The sequence below is a fragment of the Variovorax sp. EL159 genome, from assembly GCF_900100965.1.
Lineage (GTDB): Bacteria > Pseudomonadota > Gammaproteobacteria > Burkholderiales > Burkholderiaceae_C > Variovorax.
Genome location: NZ_FMUJ01000001.1, coordinates 496203 through 512881 on the forward strand (window position 1 = coordinate 496203; position 16679 = coordinate 512881).

15 protein-coding genes and 1 pseudogene are annotated in these 16679 nt (G+C 65.2%); 10 read left to right on the plus strand and 6 right to left on the minus strand.

All coding sequences use genetic code 11. The features are described 5' to 3' along the window. The first annotated feature begins 73 nt into the window (after positions 1-73). Entirely contained in the window at positions 74-1249 is a 1176-nt protein-coding gene (locus BLQ28_RS02345; protein WP_093236948.1) for a hypothetical protein, read from the plus strand. Positions 1250-1388: 139 nt separating this feature from the next. Here BLQ28_RS02345 and rpoD read toward each other — a convergent pair whose 3' ends face one another. Next, the gene (gene rpoD, locus BLQ28_RS02350) at positions 1389-3593 is read right to left on the minus strand and encodes an RNA polymerase sigma factor RpoD (RefSeq protein ID WP_256327144.1); all 2205 of its coding nucleotides are present in this window, start codon (positions 3591-3593) and stop codon (positions 1389-1391) included. Here rpoD and BLQ28_RS33190 point away from each other — a divergent pair. After that, positions 3586-3858 carry a hypothetical protein gene (locus BLQ28_RS33190; RefSeq protein WP_256327145.1) on the plus strand — a complete coding sequence of 91 codons (273 nt, stop codon included), beginning with the start codon at positions 3586-3588 and terminating at the stop codon, positions 3856-3858. The genes rpoD and BLQ28_RS33190 overlap by 8 nt on opposite strands. A 181-nt stretch (positions 3859-4039) precedes the next feature. Here BLQ28_RS33190 and dnaG read toward each other — a convergent pair whose 3' ends face one another. Beyond that, positions 4040-6073 (minus strand): DNA primase, encoded by a 2034-nt coding sequence (gene dnaG / locus BLQ28_RS02355; RefSeq protein WP_093237669.1) that lies wholly within the window; start codon positions 6071-6073, stop codon positions 4040-4042. A gap of 82 nt (positions 6074-6155) precedes the next feature. On the opposite strand from dnaG, the gene BLQ28_RS02360 reads away from it, so the two are divergent. Further along, positions 6156-7094, plus strand: a complete 939-nt coding sequence (locus BLQ28_RS02360; RefSeq protein WP_093236950.1) for a YihY/virulence factor BrkB family protein — start codon at positions 6156-6158, stop codon at positions 7092-7094. Here the strand turns inward: BLQ28_RS02360 and BLQ28_RS02365 are convergent. Beyond that, positions 7054-7812 carry a 3-hydroxyacyl-CoA dehydrogenase gene (locus tag BLQ28_RS02365; protein ID WP_093236951.1) on the minus strand — a complete coding sequence of 253 codons (759 nt, stop codon included), beginning with the start codon at positions 7810-7812 and terminating at the stop codon, positions 7054-7056. The genes BLQ28_RS02360 and BLQ28_RS02365 overlap by 41 nt on opposite strands. Positions 7813-7943: 131 nt before the next feature. Next, positions 7944-8495, minus strand: a complete 552-nt coding sequence (locus BLQ28_RS02370; RefSeq protein ID WP_093236952.1) for a phasin family protein — start codon at positions 8493-8495, stop codon at positions 7944-7946. A gap of 169 nt (positions 8496-8664) precedes the next feature. On the opposite strand from BLQ28_RS02370, the pseudogene BLQ28_RS02375 reads away from it, so the two are divergent. Further along, positions 8665-8992 (plus strand): annotated as a pseudogene (locus BLQ28_RS02375) (histone deacetylase); the annotation flags it as partial. Then, a complete protein-coding gene (locus BLQ28_RS02380; protein WP_093236953.1) occupies positions 8989-9432 on the plus strand; it encodes an acyl-CoA thioesterase in 444 nt (147 codons plus the stop codon). The pseudogene BLQ28_RS02375 and the gene BLQ28_RS02380, both read left to right, overlap by 4 nt. 59 nt (positions 9433-9491) lie before the next feature. Here the strand turns inward: BLQ28_RS02380 and BLQ28_RS02385 are convergent, their stop codons facing one another. Together BLQ28_RS02385 and BLQ28_RS02390 are read right to left on the minus strand one after the other, a co-directional pair. Beyond that, positions 9492-9893, minus strand: coding sequence for a hypothetical protein (locus BLQ28_RS02385; protein ID WP_093236954.1), 402 nt, complete (start codon positions 9891-9893; stop codon positions 9492-9494). 85 nt (positions 9894-9978) lie between these two features. Further along, positions 9979-10212, minus strand: a complete 234-nt coding sequence (locus tag BLQ28_RS02390) for a CsbD family protein (protein WP_093236955.1) — start codon at positions 10210-10212, stop codon at positions 9979-9981. A 184-nt stretch (positions 10213-10396) separates the two neighbouring features. On the opposite strand from BLQ28_RS02390, the gene pncB reads away from it, so the two are divergent. The 5 genes from pncB to BLQ28_RS02415 are packed head-to-tail and all read left to right on the plus strand — an operon-like array spanning position 10397 to position 16615. Beyond that, positions 10397-11617 (plus strand): nicotinate phosphoribosyltransferase, encoded by a 1221-nt coding sequence (pncB, locus tag BLQ28_RS02395; protein ID WP_093236956.1) that lies wholly within the window; start codon positions 10397-10399, stop codon positions 11615-11617. 26 nt (positions 11618-11643) lie between these two features. Beyond that, positions 11644-13056 carry a sodium:proton antiporter gene (locus BLQ28_RS02400; protein ID WP_093236957.1) on the plus strand — a complete coding sequence of 471 codons (1413 nt, stop codon included), beginning with the start codon at positions 11644-11646 and terminating at the stop codon, positions 13054-13056. A 16-nt stretch (positions 13057-13072) separates the two neighbouring features. After that, a complete protein-coding gene (locus tag BLQ28_RS02405) occupies positions 13073-14062 on the plus strand; it encodes a 2-hydroxyacid dehydrogenase (protein ID WP_093236958.1) in 990 nt (329 codons plus the stop codon). Between the two features lie 25 nt (positions 14063-14087). Continuing rightward, entirely contained in the window at positions 14088-15455 is a 1368-nt protein-coding gene (locus BLQ28_RS02410) for a DNA recombination protein RmuC (protein WP_093236959.1), read from the plus strand. Then, a complete protein-coding gene (locus BLQ28_RS02415) occupies positions 15452-16615 on the plus strand; it encodes an MFS transporter (RefSeq protein ID WP_093236960.1) in 1164 nt (387 codons plus the stop codon). The genes BLQ28_RS02410 and BLQ28_RS02415 overlap by 4 nt, the downstream gene beginning before the upstream one ends. Positions 16616-16679 lie beyond the last annotated feature (64 nt).

Consider the following 16679-nt stretch of genomic DNA (forward strand, 5'->3'; position numbering starts at 1 on the left):
GATGAAGCCGTGTGCCAGGGCCCGTTCGCCCTAAACTGCGCGCCTGAATGCCTTGAAGAAAGAAGGACAACGAATGGCTCAGGAGTTCTTGTCGATCACCAATGGCGAGCTGTGGCTGCGCGGCGGGGAGGCCGCGCCGGTCCAGATCGAATCGCCGTTTGCGCGTGAGCTGATCCAGCGCGAGGCCGACAGCCGCCGCACCACCTCCTGGAAGCACGCCGAGCGCGAGGAGTCGAAGGGCATGCTTTCAGGTGCCGCGCTGTGGGGCCGCGGCGGCGGGGGCGGTGCGATGGCACCGGCGCGCTTTCATCACGTCTGCATGGGCGGGCCGCGCACCATCTACTACGTGCTGAGCGTGGGGCGCACCGTCGGCCTGTTCCGCTACGAGCTGGACGACAAGCGCGAGATACGGCTTTTCCATCGGCAGCAGACGCCGATCCTCGGCATGGCCTATGTGCCCGAGACCCGCCACCTGGTGCTCTCCATCGGGCAGCCCGACGGCACCGCGCAGCTGGAGGTGTTCGACGAGGAAGGCAATGCCAAGGGCGCCATCACCGGTGGCGACAGCCTCGATGCCGCGCCGGCCGTGATGCCGGGCGCGGCCTCGACCCTGGTCTACCAGTCGTGCGGCGTGGCGCGGCATCCGGGCAACGGCATGGTCGTCGCGATGGCGCATTCGACGGTGAACTGGCTCGACTACAAGAGCGCCCAGATGGACAGCCTGCTCGACGACCCCGAGTGGGACTACATCGTTCCGCGCATCGCGGCCGATGGCACGCTCTACGCCATCCGCCGGCCGGTGGAAAAGCCGGCGCACGAGCGCGCGGGCGGCGTGGTCAAGGACACGCTGATGATGCCGCTGCGCCTGGGCAAGGCGATCTTCGGCTATCTCAATTTCTTCTCGATGATCTACGGCAAGGAGCCGCTGCGTTCGGCCGGCGGCCCGCGCACGCCCGAGCTGGACCAGGACCTGGGCCAACTGTGGCTGCACGGCCGGATGATCGAGCTGTCGAAGGTGCGCAACGACCCGCAGTACGCGGGCAACCTCGTGCCGGGCTCGTGGCAGCTGATCGCACAGGAAGGGCGGCGCGCCAGTCCTCGCGTGGTCGCATCGCATGTCGCGCATTTCGATCTCGCGCCCGATGGCACGGTGCTCTTCAGCAATGGCTACGACATCTTCGCGTGGTCGCGTGGCGAGCAGCGCAAGCTGGATCGGCAGGCGCTGGTGGAGGGGTTGGCGGCACTCTGACCTGTGGCGCGTGCCCAGAGGCTGGGCCAACTGATCGCGCATGGACAAAAGAAAAGGCCCGGAACCGCGCGATGCGGTTCCGGGCCTTTGTTCTTCGAGAGGCGATACCGGCACCGCGACGGGTGCCGGGCCTCGGGCTTCAGAGCGTGTCGATGAAGCTGCGCAGCTTGTCCGAACGCGAGGGGTGCTTGAGCTTGCGCAGCGCCTTCGCTTCGATCTGGCGGATGCGTTCGCGGGTCACGTCGAACTGCTTGCCGACTTCTTCCAGCGTGTGGTCGGTCGACATCTCGATGCCGAAGCGCATGCGCAGCACCTTGGCTTCGCGCGGGGTCAGCGAGTCGAGGATGTCCTTGACCACGTCGCGCAGGCCAGCCTGCATCGCGGCTTCGATAGGCGCCGTGTTGCTGCTGTCCTCGATGAAGTCGCCCAGGTGCGAATCGTCGTCGTCGCCGATGGGGGTTTCCATCGAGATCGGCTCTTTCGCGATCTTCATGATCTTGCGGATCTTGTCTTCCGGGATCTCCATCTTCGCGGCCAGGATGCCGGCGTCGGGCTCGAAGCCGAACTCCTGCAAGTGCTGGCGCGAGATGCGGTTCATCTTGTTGATCGTCTCGATCATGTGCACCGGGATGCGGATGGTGCGTGCCTGGTCGGCGATCGAGCGCGTGATGGCCTGGCGGATCCACCACGTGGCGTAGGTCGAGAACTTGTAGCCGCGACGGTATTCGAATTTGTCCACCGCCTTCATCAGGCCGATGTTGCCTTCCTGGATCAGGTCCAGGAACTGCAGGCCGCGGTTGGTGTACTTCTTGGCGATGGAGATCACGAGGCGCAGGTTGGCCTCGATCATTTCCTTCTTGGCATCGCGCGAAGACGATTCGCCTTCGTTCATGCGCTTGTTGATGTCCTTCAGCTGCGTGAGAGGCACCACCACGCGCGACTGGATGTCGGCCAGGCGTTGTTGCAGCTCCTGCACCGGCGGGATGTTGCGCGCGAGCACGGCGCTCCAGGGCTTGCCGGCGGCGGCCTGCTTTTCGACCCACTTCAGGTTCAGCAGGTTCGAGGCGATGCGGTTGCCGTTCTTGTCGTAGCCGCTGAAGTCGCGGATGAACTCGTCCTGCGGGAAGCCGCACTTGTCCACGATGATGCGGCGCAGCTCGCGCTCCTTCTTGCGAACGTCGTCGACCTGTGTGCGCACCAGGTCGCACAGCTTTTCGATGGTCTTGGCCGTGAAGCGGATGGTCATCAGCTCGTCCGACAGGCCCTGCTGGGCCTTTTCGTACGCGGGCGTGCCGTAGCCTTCCTTGTCGTAGATCTTGTGGACCTTCTCGAACATGGCGGCGATGCGGTCGAAACGCTCAAGCGCGTCGCGCTTGAGTTCTTCGAGCTTCTTGGTCAGGGCCTTGGAGCCGCCCTTGCCGTCGTCGTCGTCTTCTTCGTCGAATTCGTCGAAGTCTTCTTCGGCCACGTAGTCGTCGGCCTCGTTGGGGTTCGAAAAGCCGTCCACGATGGTCGAGATGACGACCTTGCCTTCGCGGATTTCAGCGGCCAGGCGCAGGATCTCGGCAATGGTGGCGGGGGAGGCCGAGATGGCTTCCATCATGGCCATCAGGCCGCCTTCGATGCGCTTGGCGATTTCGATTTCGCCTTCGCGGGTCAGCAGCTCGACCGTGCCCATTTCGCGCATGTACATGCGGACCGGGTCGGTGGTGCGGCCGAATTCGCTGTCCACCGTGGACAGGGCCGCTTCGGCTTCTTCCTCGGCTTCTTCCACCGTGGTGGCGGTGGGTGCGGTGTTGTTCAGCAGCAGGGTTTCGGCGTCGGGCGTCTGCTCGTACACTGCCACGCCCATGTCGTTGAGCATGGTGACCACGACTTCCATGGTCTCGGCGTCGACCAGCTTGTCGGGCAGGTGGTCGGAGATTTCGCCGTGCGTGAGGTAGCCGCGGGTCTTGCCCAGCGTGATCAGGGTCTTCAGGCGCGAGCGGCGCTTGGCCAGGTCTTCTTCGGAGAGCACGGTCTCGTCGAGGCCGAACTCCTTCATCAAGGCGCGTTCCTTCGCCTTGCTGATCTTCATGCGCAGCGGCTTGACCTTCTCTTCGGTGGTCGTTGCAGCCGCCGGCTCTTCGCCGGCCAGGTCTTCTTCGATGTCCGACAGATCGATGTCGCTCTCGGCGGCTTCATTGCCGGCCTTCGGCTTGCGGCCGCGCTTGGCGCCCGTGGCGGGTGCGGCAGCGCCGGCGGCCTTGGGCGGGCGGCCGACTTTCTTGGCGGCGGGGGCGGCAGCAACCGTCTTGGCGGCAGCTTTTTTGGGATCGTCGAGAGAGGTCGATTTCGTGGGCACGGTTTTCACTTTCGTTGCGGCTGCCGGTTTGGACGCGGCGGCACCCGTCTTAGTTGCTGGCTTCGCGCCGGCTTTCAACGGTTTTTCTGTTGCGGGCTTGGTGGCGACGCTTTTGGCAAGTGAAATGGCAGGCTTCTTTGAACTGGGCATACGACCTCGTTACGGCAAGAAAAGACAAGCGGAATCACAGGCGCGCCGTCCTTTGGACAACGCCACCACAGCCCGTGCACAGGCACGGACAAAACAATTGGGAAAGAGGAAGTAATTCCTCAACAGGCAAGATGTCGGGCGAACATTTGGTATGCAGTCCTTGCGGTTATTGACCCTTTCCGCCGGAATTTACCGTTGGAGTGCGTTGCGCTAGGGGTCGGCCCGGAGGTGCTGCTGTCGCTCTTGCCTAATTTCGCCAGTTGCGAAGCCCTACATTATAGCGTGTTGCGGAAATTTCAAGCAGTTTCTGTACCGGACGGCCGCAAGCGATTTCGCAATTCAAGCCGCCGCGCCTCCAGCGCCTTGTAGCGTTCCAGGGCCTTGGGATCTTTGCCGACAGCCGCGATCGCTTCGCTTTGCTGGGCCTTGAGGCGGTCGTCCAGCATGAAGTCGAGCACGCTGGTGAGCTCCTTGGCGGCGTCGGCCAGGTGTTGTTCTTCTTCGCCCTCCGGAACCGGGCCGGCTTCGGAAACGCTCATCAGCCGTTGGGCCAGGCCCTCGAAGTCCAGCCCGCGCATGCCTTCGCGCAAAGCTGCCCACGGCTGAACGCCATGTTCGTGCAGTTGGCTGTCGAGCCAGGTGAACAGCGCGCCGTGCGATCCGGGCAGGTCGCACAGCATCAGGTGGAGCTCGTGCGACAGCGCATCCCATTGCGCCATGTTCGACAGCAGCAGCCGCACCGCCACGTCGGGCCGGCTGGGTGGCGCGCCGCGTCCGCGCAGAGGCTCGATGGGCTCCTCGAACTTGCCGCCCCAGCGCTTGCCCTTGGTGAACTTGCGCTGCTGGAACTTGGGCTTGCTATCGCTTTCATAGCGAGGCGGCTCGAAGTCCTGCGGCGGGGGCATGTCCGGGTAGTAATCGCCATCGCTGCCTGAGCCGCCGCCACCGCCATGACCGGATGGCTCGCTGTGGCGCTGCGGCGCGGGTGCGCCGCCGGCCTTGCGCGGGCCGGGCGTGGAGGCCCAGAGGTCCGACAGCGCGGGCGCGTCGAGCTGAACCAGCGTCGCGATCTCGCTCAGCAACTGGCGCTTGAGCGCGCCGTCGGGCATGGCGCTCCAGAGCGGGCGCACGTTGCTGGTCATGTGCGCGCGGCCTTCTGCGGTGGTCAGGTCGCAGCCCTCGCGAGCGGCTTCGAGCATGAAGCGCGACAGCGGCGTGGCTTCGGTGACGAAGCGCGCGAAGGCCTCGGCGCCGTGTTCGCGGATGAAGCTGTCCGGGTCGTGCTCGGCCGGCAGGAACAAGAACTTGATGCTGCGCACGTCGGTGGCGTAGGGCAGTGCGCCGTCGAGCGCCTTGCGTGCGGCGCGGCGGCCGGCGGCGTCGCCGTCGAAGCTGAACACCACCGATTCGGTGAAGCGAAAGAGCTTTTGCACGTGCTCCGTCGTGCAGGCCGTGCCGAGCGTGGCCACCGCGTTCGGAAAGCCGAGCTGGGCGAGGGCGACGACGTCCATGTAGCCCTCGGTCACGAGTGCATAGCCACGGTCGCGGAAAGCGGAACGGGCTTCGTACAGGCCGTAAAGCTCCCGCCCCTTGCTGAACACGGGCGTTTCGGGCGAGTTCAGGTACTTGGGTTTCTCGTCGCCGAGCACGCGCCCGCCGAAGCCGATGCATTCGCCCTTGACGTTGCGGATCGGGAACATCACGCGGTCGCGGAAGCGGTCGTAGCGCTTGGCCTCGCTCTCGCTGAGCTGGCCTTCCTCGTTGTTGACGATCACCAGTCCGCTTTCGGCGAGCAGCGGGTCGTCGTAGTCGGGGAACACGCTGGCCAGCGCGCGCCAGCCGGCCGGTGCATAGCCGATACCGAACTGCTTGGCCACCTCGCCCGAGACGCCGCGGCCCTTCAGGTATTCGATGGCACCCGGCGCCTGCCGCAGATGCTTGCGGTAGGCATCGCCCGCTTTTTCAAGCACGTCGCTCAGCGTGGCCTGTTTCTGGCGCTGGCTGGCGGCACGGGCACGCTCGGCGGGCGAGGCGTCGTCCTCGGGCACCTGCAGGCCGTACTGGCCGGCAAGGTCGTGCACCGCCTCGACGAAGCCCATGCCCGCGTGCTCCATCAGAAAGCCGATGGCGTTGCCATGCACCCCGCAGCCGAAGCAGTGATAGAACTGCTTCGTCGGGCTGACGGAGAAGGAGGGCGATTTCTCGCCGTGGAACGGGCACAGGCCCATGAAATTGGCGCCGGCCTTCTTGAGCTGCACATAGCGGCCGACGATCTCGACCACATCGGCGCGCGCGATGAGTTCCTGGATGAATGAAGCGGGGATGGTCATGTAGGCGAAGAGCGGCAAATCATACGCAAGCGGCTGAACGCCCACGGCCCGACGGCATACTGGCCGTGACCGGAATTCACGAATGAAGACGCCCAAACCCCTGCAACACGCCGCGCCGATGCTGCGCCATCCGCTTCGATTCATCTGGGATGCGCTCAAGGAATTTCGCGCCAACCAGGGGTTGCTGCTCGCGGGCGCGGTGGCGTACTACGCGCTGCTGTCGATCGTGCCGCTGCTGATCGTGAGCGTGATCGCGTTGTCGCACGTGATCGAGCAGGCCGAGTTGCTGCGCACCATCGGCCGGTATCTCGAATGGCTGCTGCCAGGGCAGTCGAAGGCCATCGTGGCGGAGCTCTCAAGCTTTCTGGACCATCGTGACGTGCTGGGCCCGGTGCTGCTGGTGACGATGATCTTCTTCAGTTCGCTCGCCTTCAGCGTGCTCGAAAGCGCGATGGCGGTGATCTTTCATCACCGCAAGGCCGACCACAAGCGCCACTTCCTGGTGTCGGTGGCGATGCCTTATCTCTACATCCTCTGCCTGTGCGTGGGGTTGCTGCTGGTCACGCTGGTGTCGGGCGCGCTGCAACTGGTGGGGCGCGAGAGCGTCGACCTGCTGGGGCGCAGCTGGTCGCTGTCGGGCATCTCAGGGCTGCTGCTGTATTTGCTGGGGCTGGGCGGCGAGATCTTCATGCTGACCTCGCTCTACCTCGTGATGCCCGCCGGCCGGATGTCGCTGCGCCATGCGCTGCTGGGCGGCATCACGGCCGCGCTGCTGTGGGAAGCCACGCGGCGCGTGCTGATCTGGTATTTCTCGACGCTGTCGCAGGTCAATGTGGTCTACGGCTCGCTCACCACGGCCATCGTGGTGTTGCTGAGCCTGGAGATCGCGGCCACGCTGGTGCTGCTCGGGGCCCAGGTGATCGCGCAGTACGAGCGGCTGGACCGCAGCGGCAGCACAAAGCCGCCGCAGCAACCCGCCATTAGCGGGGAGGCAGGCGGATCGCTCCGTCGAGACGGATGACTTCGCCGTTGAGCATGTCGTTCTCGATGATGTGCTTGGCGAGCTTGGCGTAGTCCTCGGGCGTGCCCAGGCGCGAAGGGAAGGGCACGCTGGCGGCCAGCGCGTCTTGCACGTCCTGCGGCATGCCGAACAGCATGGGCGTGCCGAAGATGCCGGGCGCGATGGTCATGTTGCGGATGCCGTTGCGCGCCAGGTCGCGGGCGATGGGCAGCGTCATGCCAACCACGCCGCCCTTCGAGGCGCTGTAGGCGGCCTGGCCGATCTGGCCGTCGTAGGCCGCGACCGAGGCGGTCGAGATCAGCACGCCGCGCTCGCCGGTGGCTTCGGGTTCGTTCTTGCTCATCGCGTCGGCGGCAAGGCGGATCATGTTGAAGCTGCCGATCAGGTTGACCGTGACGGTCTTGCTGAACACCGCCAGCGCGTGCGGGCCGTTCTTGCCCACGGTCTTTTCGGCAGGGGCAATGCCGGCGCAGTTGATCAGGCCGGCGAGCTTGCCGAGCTTCTGCGCGGCGGCCACCGCGGCCTGGCCGTCGGCTTCCTGGCTCACGTCGCACTTGACGAACACGCCGCCGATGTCGCGGGCAACGGCCTCGCCCTTTTCAGCCTGCATGTCGGCGATCACCACCTTGCCGCCGTTCGCGGCCAGCATGCGCGCCGCGCCTTCGCCGAGGCCCGAAGCGCCACCGGTCACGATAAAAACCTTGCCGTCGATCTGCATTGAAAGTCTCCTGAGATGAGGCGCGCATTATCGAAGACGGCCGCCGGGCCAAAAAAAAGGCCTCATCCGAAGATGAGGCCCTGAATTGGATCCGTGAGGACCCAAGGAGACAACTGGTGGTGGTCGGCAGCTTAGCGCTTGCGCGAAGCGGTCGCGGTCTTGGCGGCGGCAACGGCTTGCGTCGACACGGCATTGAAGTTGGCTTCGGCGACGTCCGACGCTTGCTTGACGGCCTTCTGAACCGATTCGAAAGCGTTGTTGGCGGCAGCCACGGCGCTCTTCAGGACGGCAACGGCGGTTTCCGAACCGGCGGGTGCGTTCTTGGAAGCGCTGTCGACGAGGCCGACGAAGGCTTGCTGGGCTTCAGCAGCCTTGGCTTCGAAAGCCTTGGAGAACTCGGCGCCGGTGCCTTGGGCGATGTCGTACAGGTGACGGCTGTAGGCAGCGGTCTTTTCGGCCAGGGGCTGGAACAGGCTGGCTTGCAGCGTCAGCAGTTCTTGCGCGTCCTTGACGCTCAGGGCAGCCTGGGCGGTGCCGGCGGCTTCGGCCAGGGCGGCCTTGGAAGCGGTCACGTTCAGTTCGACGAGCTTCTCGACGCCTTCGAAAGCCTTGGTGGTCAGGCCGAACAGGGTTTCGAGGTTTGCTTTTTGAGCGGCGAGGATTTGGTCAGCGGTCAGAGCCATTTGAGATCTCCAGAAGGGATGATTGAGTGGTCGATTCACGTTGCGCTGCCTCGTCGTTCATGTTGCGGTGCAGCATGGCCTCAAGTATAGGCAGCTGAGTTTGGCGAGCAAGGGGTTTTTGTTGCTCTGCAGCAATCTAGAGGCCGCTTTCTAAATCCGGACCGCACCGCGGAATGCCGACATGCTCAAGGTGGCGATGATCGATCTCGATGTGCACCAGGGCAATGGCACGGCCAGCATCTTTCGCGACGACCCCCGCGTGTTCACGCTCTCGATGCACGGCCAGAAGAACTTTCCCTTCCACAAGGAAGCGAGTGACCTCGATGTCGAGTTGCCCGATCCGCGTGTTCGACTGGGCCTGGCAGCGCCGCCTGCCGCTCGCCTTTGCCATGGCCGGTGGCTATGCCAGCGACATCGCCGAGACGGTGCAGGTACAGGTCGGCACCTTCAAGGTTGCCCTCGAGTACTGGCGCCGCTGGCAGAATGCCGCGCGATGAGCTCCGCCACCAAACCCACGCCGAACCACCGAAGCAGCTACCGCGCGTTCCGCAGCATCCCGACGCGCTGGGCCGACAACGACATGTACGGCCATGTCAACAACGTCGTGTACTACAGCTGGTTCGACACGGCGGTGAACGCGCTGCTGATCGAGCGCGGCGCACTCGACATCCACCAGGGCCAGACCATCGGCTTCGTGGTCGAGACGCAGTGCAACTACTTCGCGCCCATTGCCTTTCCGCAGACGGTGGAAGCGGGCATCCGCGTGGCACAGGCCGGGCGGTCGAGCGTGCGCTATGAAATCGCGCTCTTCGCTGAAGGCGCCGAAACCGCGGCCGCGCAGGGCCACTTCGTGCACGTCTACGTCGACCGCGTCACGCAGCGCCCCGTGCAATTGCCCGAAGCGCTCCAGCAGGTGGTCGACTCGCTGAAGGCCTGACGCAAGAAGAAAGGCGGCGCCCATGGACGCCGCCTCTGTGAGTCATCGGGTCGCGATGATTACTTCTTCATGGCCTTGATGTCGGCCTTGCCCTGGGCCTCGTCGGCCTTGGCCTGCTTCACGCAGGCGTCCTTGGCCGCGCCGCTCTGGTCGTCGCACTTTTCCTTGGCGACTTCATAGGTGGCCTTCACCTTTTCTTCGGCCACCTTGCGGGCATGGCTGTCGCTCGGCTGGTATTGCTGTTCCAGCTCGGCCTTGGCCACGTCTTCCTTGCCCTTGGCTTCCTTCTGGCAGACGTCCTTGGCGTTGTCCTTCAGCGTGTCGCACTGGGTCTTGGCGACCTTGTAGTCGGCCTCGATCTTCTCTTTGGCGACCTTGTATTCGTCCTTGGTCATCGCGCTGGCCTGCGTGGCGACGAAACAGGTGGAGGCGAGGGCGAGCATGAGCAGATGTTTCTTCATCGGAATCTTTCCTTCGGAGTTGTTGAATTCGGTGTTGCTTCGGTGTGGCGGCAGCCACTCGGGCTGCGCTGCGTCATCACATCGATCAGTACTTTTCGAACCAGAGCGCGTCGGGCGTGCGGCCGTCGCGTGCTTCCCAGTCCTTGACCTGTTTCTCGGCTTCGTCGCGGCTGATGCCGTGGCGCTCCTGGATGCGGCCGAGCAGCTGGTCGCGCTTGCCGGCGATGACGTCGAAGTCGTCGTCGGTCAATTTGCCCCATTGCTCCTTGACCTTGCCCTTGAGCTGCTTCCAGTTGCCTTCGATGGTGTCCTTGTTCATGCGAATCTCCTTTGAGCGGTTGATTCGGCGGCCATGTCCGCCGCCGTGAAATCAATGTCGCAAGGGCGATTCCCCCTCACGGTAGGACGTGCTGTCCAGGCCCCGTAGGCAGAGGCCGACGCGCCCCGTGATAATCGATGCGACGCCGAAAGTTTGAGACACCGCACGCATCGCGTACCGCACCATGATCATTCACAGCCTGCTCGACACCGACCTCTACAAGTTCACGATGATGCAGGTCGTTCTGCATCACTTCCCGGGGGCCCGGGTCGAGTACCGCTTCAAGTGCCGCAACCCCGGTGTCGACCTGGCGCAGTTCGCGGGCCAGATCCGCGACGAGGTGCGCAGCCTGTGCTCGCTGCAGTTCCGCGACGCCGAGCTGGCCTACCTGCGGTCGATGCGCTTCATCAAGAGCGACTTCGTCGACTTCCTCGGGCTCTTCCGGCTCAACGAGAAGTACATCAACATCATTCCCCAGCCCTCGGGCGAGCTCGAGATCCGCATCAAGGGCCCGTGGCTGCACACCATCCTGTTCGAGATCCCGGTGCTGGCCATCGTCAACGAGGTCTACTTCCGCAACACGCAGAAGAAGCCCGACTTCGAGGAGGGCCGCCGCCGCCTCGAAACCAAGATCGCGCAGCTGCAGGATGCGGGCCTGTCCGACCTGAAGATCGCCGACTACGGCACGCGCCGCCGCTTCTCCAAGGACTGGCACGAAGAAGTGCTGCGCACCCTGAACGGCAAGCTGGGCGCCGTGACCTCGCCGCCGGCGCAGGCCGCGCCCGGCGCGCGGCTGCCGCAGCTGGCGGGCACCAGCAACGTGCTGTACGCCATGAAGCTGGGCCTGATCCCGCTGGGCACCATGGCGCACGAATACCTGCAGGCCTGCCAGGCCCTCGGCCCGCGCTTGCGCGACAGCCAGATTTTCGGCTTCGAGAGCTGGGCACGCGAATACCGCGGCGACCTGGGCATCGCGCTGTCCGACGTGTACGGCATGAGCGCCTTCCTGCGCGACTTCGACCTGTACTTCTGCAAGCTCTTCGACGGCGCGCGCCACGACAGCGGCGACCCGTTCCAGTGGGGCGAGCGCATGCTGGCGCACTATGTGGCGAACCGGGTCGATCCGCTCACCAAGACGCTGATCTTCAGCGACGGCCTCACGGTGCCGCGCACCATCGAGCTGTACCAGCAGTTCCGCGGCCGCTGCCAGCTGGCTTTCGGCATTGGCACCAACCTCACCAACGACCTGGGCTACGAGCCGCTGCAGATCGTCATCAAGATGATCCACTGCAACGACCAGCCGGTGGCCAAGCTGTCGGACACGCCGTCCAAGAACATGTGCGAAGACGAAAAATATTTGGCCTACCTTCGCCAGGTGTTCGAGATCGAACAGCCGCCTGCCTGACCTCGGTCTGGTACGGTACGGCACCCATGAAAAAGACCCTTCGACTGATGGCGGCCGCGGCGCTGCCCATGCTCTTTCCCGCCCTGGCTTCGGCCGCCGACTTCGACGGTGCACGGCTTTCGCCGCTGTGGGGCGTGCCCTTCGCCGGCATCCTGTTGTCGATCGCGCTGATGCCGTTGCTCACGCCGTCGTTCTGGCATCACCACTACGGCAAGATTTCGGCAGCCTGGGCGCTGGCCTTCCTGCTTCCATTCGCGGCAACCTACGGAGTCGGCCTGGCGGGCGTGCAGCTCGTGCATGCGCTGGTGGCCGAGTACATCCCGTTCATCATTCTCCTGACGGCGCTGTTCACGGTGGCGGGCGGCATCCACATCCGCGGCAACCTGCGCGGCGCGCCCGGCCTCAACACGGCGATCCTGGCGATCGGCGCGGTGCTCGCGAGCTTCATGGGGACCACGGGCGCCTCGATGCTGCTGATCCGCCCGCTGATCCGCGCGAACGACAACCGCCTGCGCAAGGTGCACGTCATCGTGTTCTTCATCTTCATCGTCTCGAATGCGGGCGGTGCGCTCACCCCGCTGGGCGATCCGCCGCTGTTTCTCGGCTTCCTGAAGGGCATCGGCTTCTTCTGGACCGCGCAGAACATCCTGCTCGAAACGATCTTCATTCTCGCGGTGCTGCTCGCGCTGTTCTATGCCATCGACCGCTACTTCTATCGGAAAGACGGCGTGCTGCCGACCGACCCGACGCCCGATACCCGGCGCCTGGGTTTCGATGGCGCCGCCAACTTCTGGTTGCTGGGCGCGGTGGTGGCACTGGTGCTGCTCAGTGGATTCTGGAAGTCGCCGGTGCAGTTCGACGTGTTCGGCACCGAGGTCGGCCTGCCGGGGCTGGTGCGCGATGTCGGGCTGGCGCTGATCGCGGTCATTTCGTTCAAGCTCACCTCGCCCAAGGTGCATGCCGACAACCAGTTCGAGTGGGGCCCGATGGCCGAGGTGGCCAAGCTGTTCGCGGGCATCTTCCTGACCATCATCCCGGTGATCGCGATGCTCAAGGCCGGCACGCAGGGCCCGTTCGGTGCCATCGTCTCGGCCGTGACGCGCGCCAACGGCCAGCCCGATCCGGCCATGTATTTCTGGGCCACGGGTGTGCTCAGTTCATTCCTCGACAACGCGCCGACCTACCTGGTGTTCTTCAACACGGCGGGCGGCGACCCGGCCGCGCTGATGACCACCTATGCCTCCACGCTGGCCGCCATCTCGGCGGGCGCCGTGTTCATGGGCGCCAACACCTATATCGGCAACGCGCCCAACCTCATGGTCAAGGCCATCGCCGAGAGCCGCGGCGTTCGCATGCCGAGCTTCTTCGGCTACATGGCGTGGTCCGTGGCCATCCTGGTTCCGCTGTTCGTCATCACCACCTTCATCTTCTTCCGCTGAGCGCAGAGACAACATCATGAGCAAGCCCAAGATCCTGGTCGCACGCGCGATCTTTCCCGAGACCATCGAGCGCCTTTCGCAGCACTTCGAGATCGAGTCGAACCAGGCCGACGAAAGCTGGAGCAAGGAGCTGCTGATCGCGAAGCTGCAGGGCAAGCAGGGCGCCTTCACCACCGGCAGCGAGCGCATCGACGCGGCGGTGCTCGATGCCTGCCCCGACCTGAAGATCTGCGCCAACATGGCGGTGGGCTACAACAACTTCGACGTCGACGCCATGGCCGCACGCGGCGTGCTCGGCACCAATGCGCCCGACGTGCTGACCGAGACCACGGCCGACTTCGGCTTCGCGCTGCTCATGGCCACGGCGCGCCGCATCACCGAAAGCGAGCATTTCCTGCGCGCGGGCAAGTGGCAGAAGTGGAGCTTCGACATGTTCGCGGGCTCCGACATCCACGGCTCGACGCTCGGCATCATCGGCATGGGCCGCATCGGCCAAGGCATTGCCAAGCGCGGCGCGCACGGCTTCGGCATGAAGGTGATCTATCACAACCGCTCGCGGCTCGACGCGGCGCTCGAGGCCGAATGCAAGGCCAGCTACGTGAGCAAGCAAGAGCTGCTCAAGACCGCCGACCATGTGGTGCTGGTGGTGCCGTATTCGCCGGCGTCGCACCACACCATCGGCGCAGCCGAGATCGCGCTGATGAAGCCGACCGCCACGCTGGTCAACATCGCGCGCGGCGGCATCGTCGACGACGCCGCGTTGGCCGTGGCCCTGCGCGAGCAGCGCATCGCCGCAGCGGGCCTCGACGTGTTCGAGGGCGAGCCCAAGGTTCATCCCGATCTGCTGACCGTGCCGAACGTGGTGCTGACCCCGCACATCGCCAGCGCCACCGTGCCCACGCGCCGCGCCATGGCCGACCTTGCGGCCGACAACCTCATCGCCTGGTTCAGCGGCAAGGGTGCGCTGACGCCCGTCACGCCCGTGCCACCGGCCCACAAGCAATAAAAAAACAGGCACCGATACCGCGACCTTGGACTCTTCCCTGATTCTTCTCCTGCTGGCTGCGCTCGCAGTCATCCAACTGGTGCTGGTGGTCTGGCTGCTCGCACGCCGCCCACCCCAGCCTGATCACAGCGACATGCTGCGCGCACTGGCCGCGATGTCCTCGGCCAGTGAACGCACCGAGCGCGAACTGCGCCGCGAAATCGGGGACAACTCGCGCGGCGCGCGGCAAGAAACCGCCCAGGCCTTCGCCACCTTCCAGCAGTCGCTGGTGCAGCAGGGCGCCGAGGCCACGCGCACCCAGAACGCGCAGCTCGATGCCTTTGCGCTGCAGCTCGCTTCCCTGCAGAAAACGCTGGCGGATACGCTCAACACCCAGCTGCAAGGCCTGAGCGAATCGAATGCCCGGCGCCTGTCCGAAGTGCGCACGACCATGGAAACCCAGCTCGCGCAGCTGCAGCAGACCAATGCCGCCAAGCTCGACGAGATGCGCAAGACGGTCGACGAGAAGCTGCAGAGCACGCTGGAAACGCGCCTTGGCGAGAGCTTCAAGCAGGTGGCCGACCGGCTCGAACAGGTCCACAAGGGCCTGGGCGAAATGCAGACGCTGGCCGTCGGCGTCGGCAGCCTGCAGCGCGTGCTGACCAATGTGAAGACGCGCGGCGTGTTCGGCGAAGTACAGCTCGAGGCCTTGCTCGAGCAGGTGCTCACGCCCGACCAGTACGCCAGGCAGATCGAGACCAAGCCGCGCAGCGGGCAGCGTGTCGACTTCGCGATCCGTTTCCCGGGGCGGGGCGAAGAGGGTGCGCCCGTGTGGTTGCCCATCGACGCCAAGTTTCCGCGCGACGACTACGAGCGCCTGATCGACGCCCACGAGCGTGCCGATGCCTCGGGTGCCGAACTGGCGGCGAAGGCGCTCGAAGCGCGCATCCGCACCGAGGCCAAGTCCATCGCCGACAACTACCTCGCAGCGCCGCACACCACCGATTTCGCGATCCTGTTCCTGCCCGTCGAAAGCCTCTATGCCGAGGTGCTGCGCCGGCCCGGACTGATGGACGCGATCCAGCGCCAGCACCGCGTGACGTTGGCCGGGCCGACCACCTTGCTCGCCATGCTCAACAGCCTGCACATGGGCTTTCGCACGCTGGCGCTGGAGCAGCAGGCCTCCGAAGTGTGGAAGGTGCTGGGCGCGGTCAAGACCGAGTTCGAGCGCTATGGCGAATGGGTCGCGCGCATCAAGGAGCAGGTGGCCAAGGCCTCCGACACGCTCGACAAGGCCGACACGCGCGCCAAGCAGATGCGCCTGGCGCTGCGCAAGGTCGAGGCCTTGCCCGAGGCGCAGGCACAGGTGCTGCTGCCTCCCACCGCCGACAGCGAGGGCGACGACCTCCCGTGAAAGGTTCCGAACTGCTGCGCGTCATCGGCGCCCAGGTTTGCCTGCATGCCACCATGGCCGGCATGCGACTCGCAACGCCGCTGCTGGCGCTGCAACAAGGCTACAGCGCAGCAGCGGTCGGGGTGCTGATCTCGCTGTTCGCGCTGACCCAGGTGTTCCTGGCGCTGCCCGCGGGGCGCTTTGCCGACCGGCATGGGTTCAAGCGGCCGCTGTGGCTGTCGGTGATCGCGGCGGTGGTCGGCGCGGGGCTGGTGGTGGTGTTCCCCGTGTTTCCGGTGATGTGCCTGTCGGCGCTGCTGACCGGTGGTGCCACGGGCGCGACCGTGATCGCGCTGCAGCGGCACGTAGGCCGGTCTGCGCACGATCCGACGCAGCTCAAGCGTGTGTTCAGCTGGCTGGCCATCGCGCCGGCCGCGGCCAACTTCGTCGGGCCTTTCCTGGCCGGCATGCTGATCGACCATGCGGGCCGCGTGCCGGCGGACATGCTGGCCTTTCGCATCTGTTTCGTGGTGATGGCGGCACTGCCCATCGTCTGCTGGTTGCTCGCGCGCGGCGCACACGAGCAGCCGCCCACGCCGCCGCTCGCGGGCGCCGTGCCGACGCGGGCCTGGGACCTGCTGCGCGAGCCGATGTTCCGGCGCCTGCTGTTCGTGAACTGGCTGCAGTCGTCCAGCTGGGACGTGCACGCCTTCGTGCTGCCCGTGCTCGGGCACGAGCGGGGCATCAGCGCGTCGGTGATCGGTTCGATCCTCGGGGCCTTCGCCGTTGCAGCGGCTGTCATTCGCGTGGTGCTGCCCCTGATCGCCTCGCGCGCATCGGAACGCAGCGTGATCCTGAGCTCCACGGTGGTCACGGCGCTGATGTTCGCGATCTATCCGCTGCTCGACTCGGCCTGGGCCATGGGCGCTTGCTCGGTGATGCTCGGCTTCGCGCTGGGGGCGGTGCAGCCGATGGTGATGAGCATGCTGCACCAGATCACGCCGCACACGCGGCATGGCGAGGCGCTGGGCCTGCGGCTCATGACCATCAACGCATCGAGCGTCGCGATGCCGATGCTGTTCGGATCGCTGGGCGCACTGATCGGCATTGCGGGCGTGTTCTGGGTCGTCGGGGGCGTGCTGGCGCTGGGTGCGCGCGCTACATGGGGTTTGAAGATCTGACATGACGGCGATGTGAAATCCACACTTCAGATGAGATTTATTCTCATTTGTTTGACAATTTACT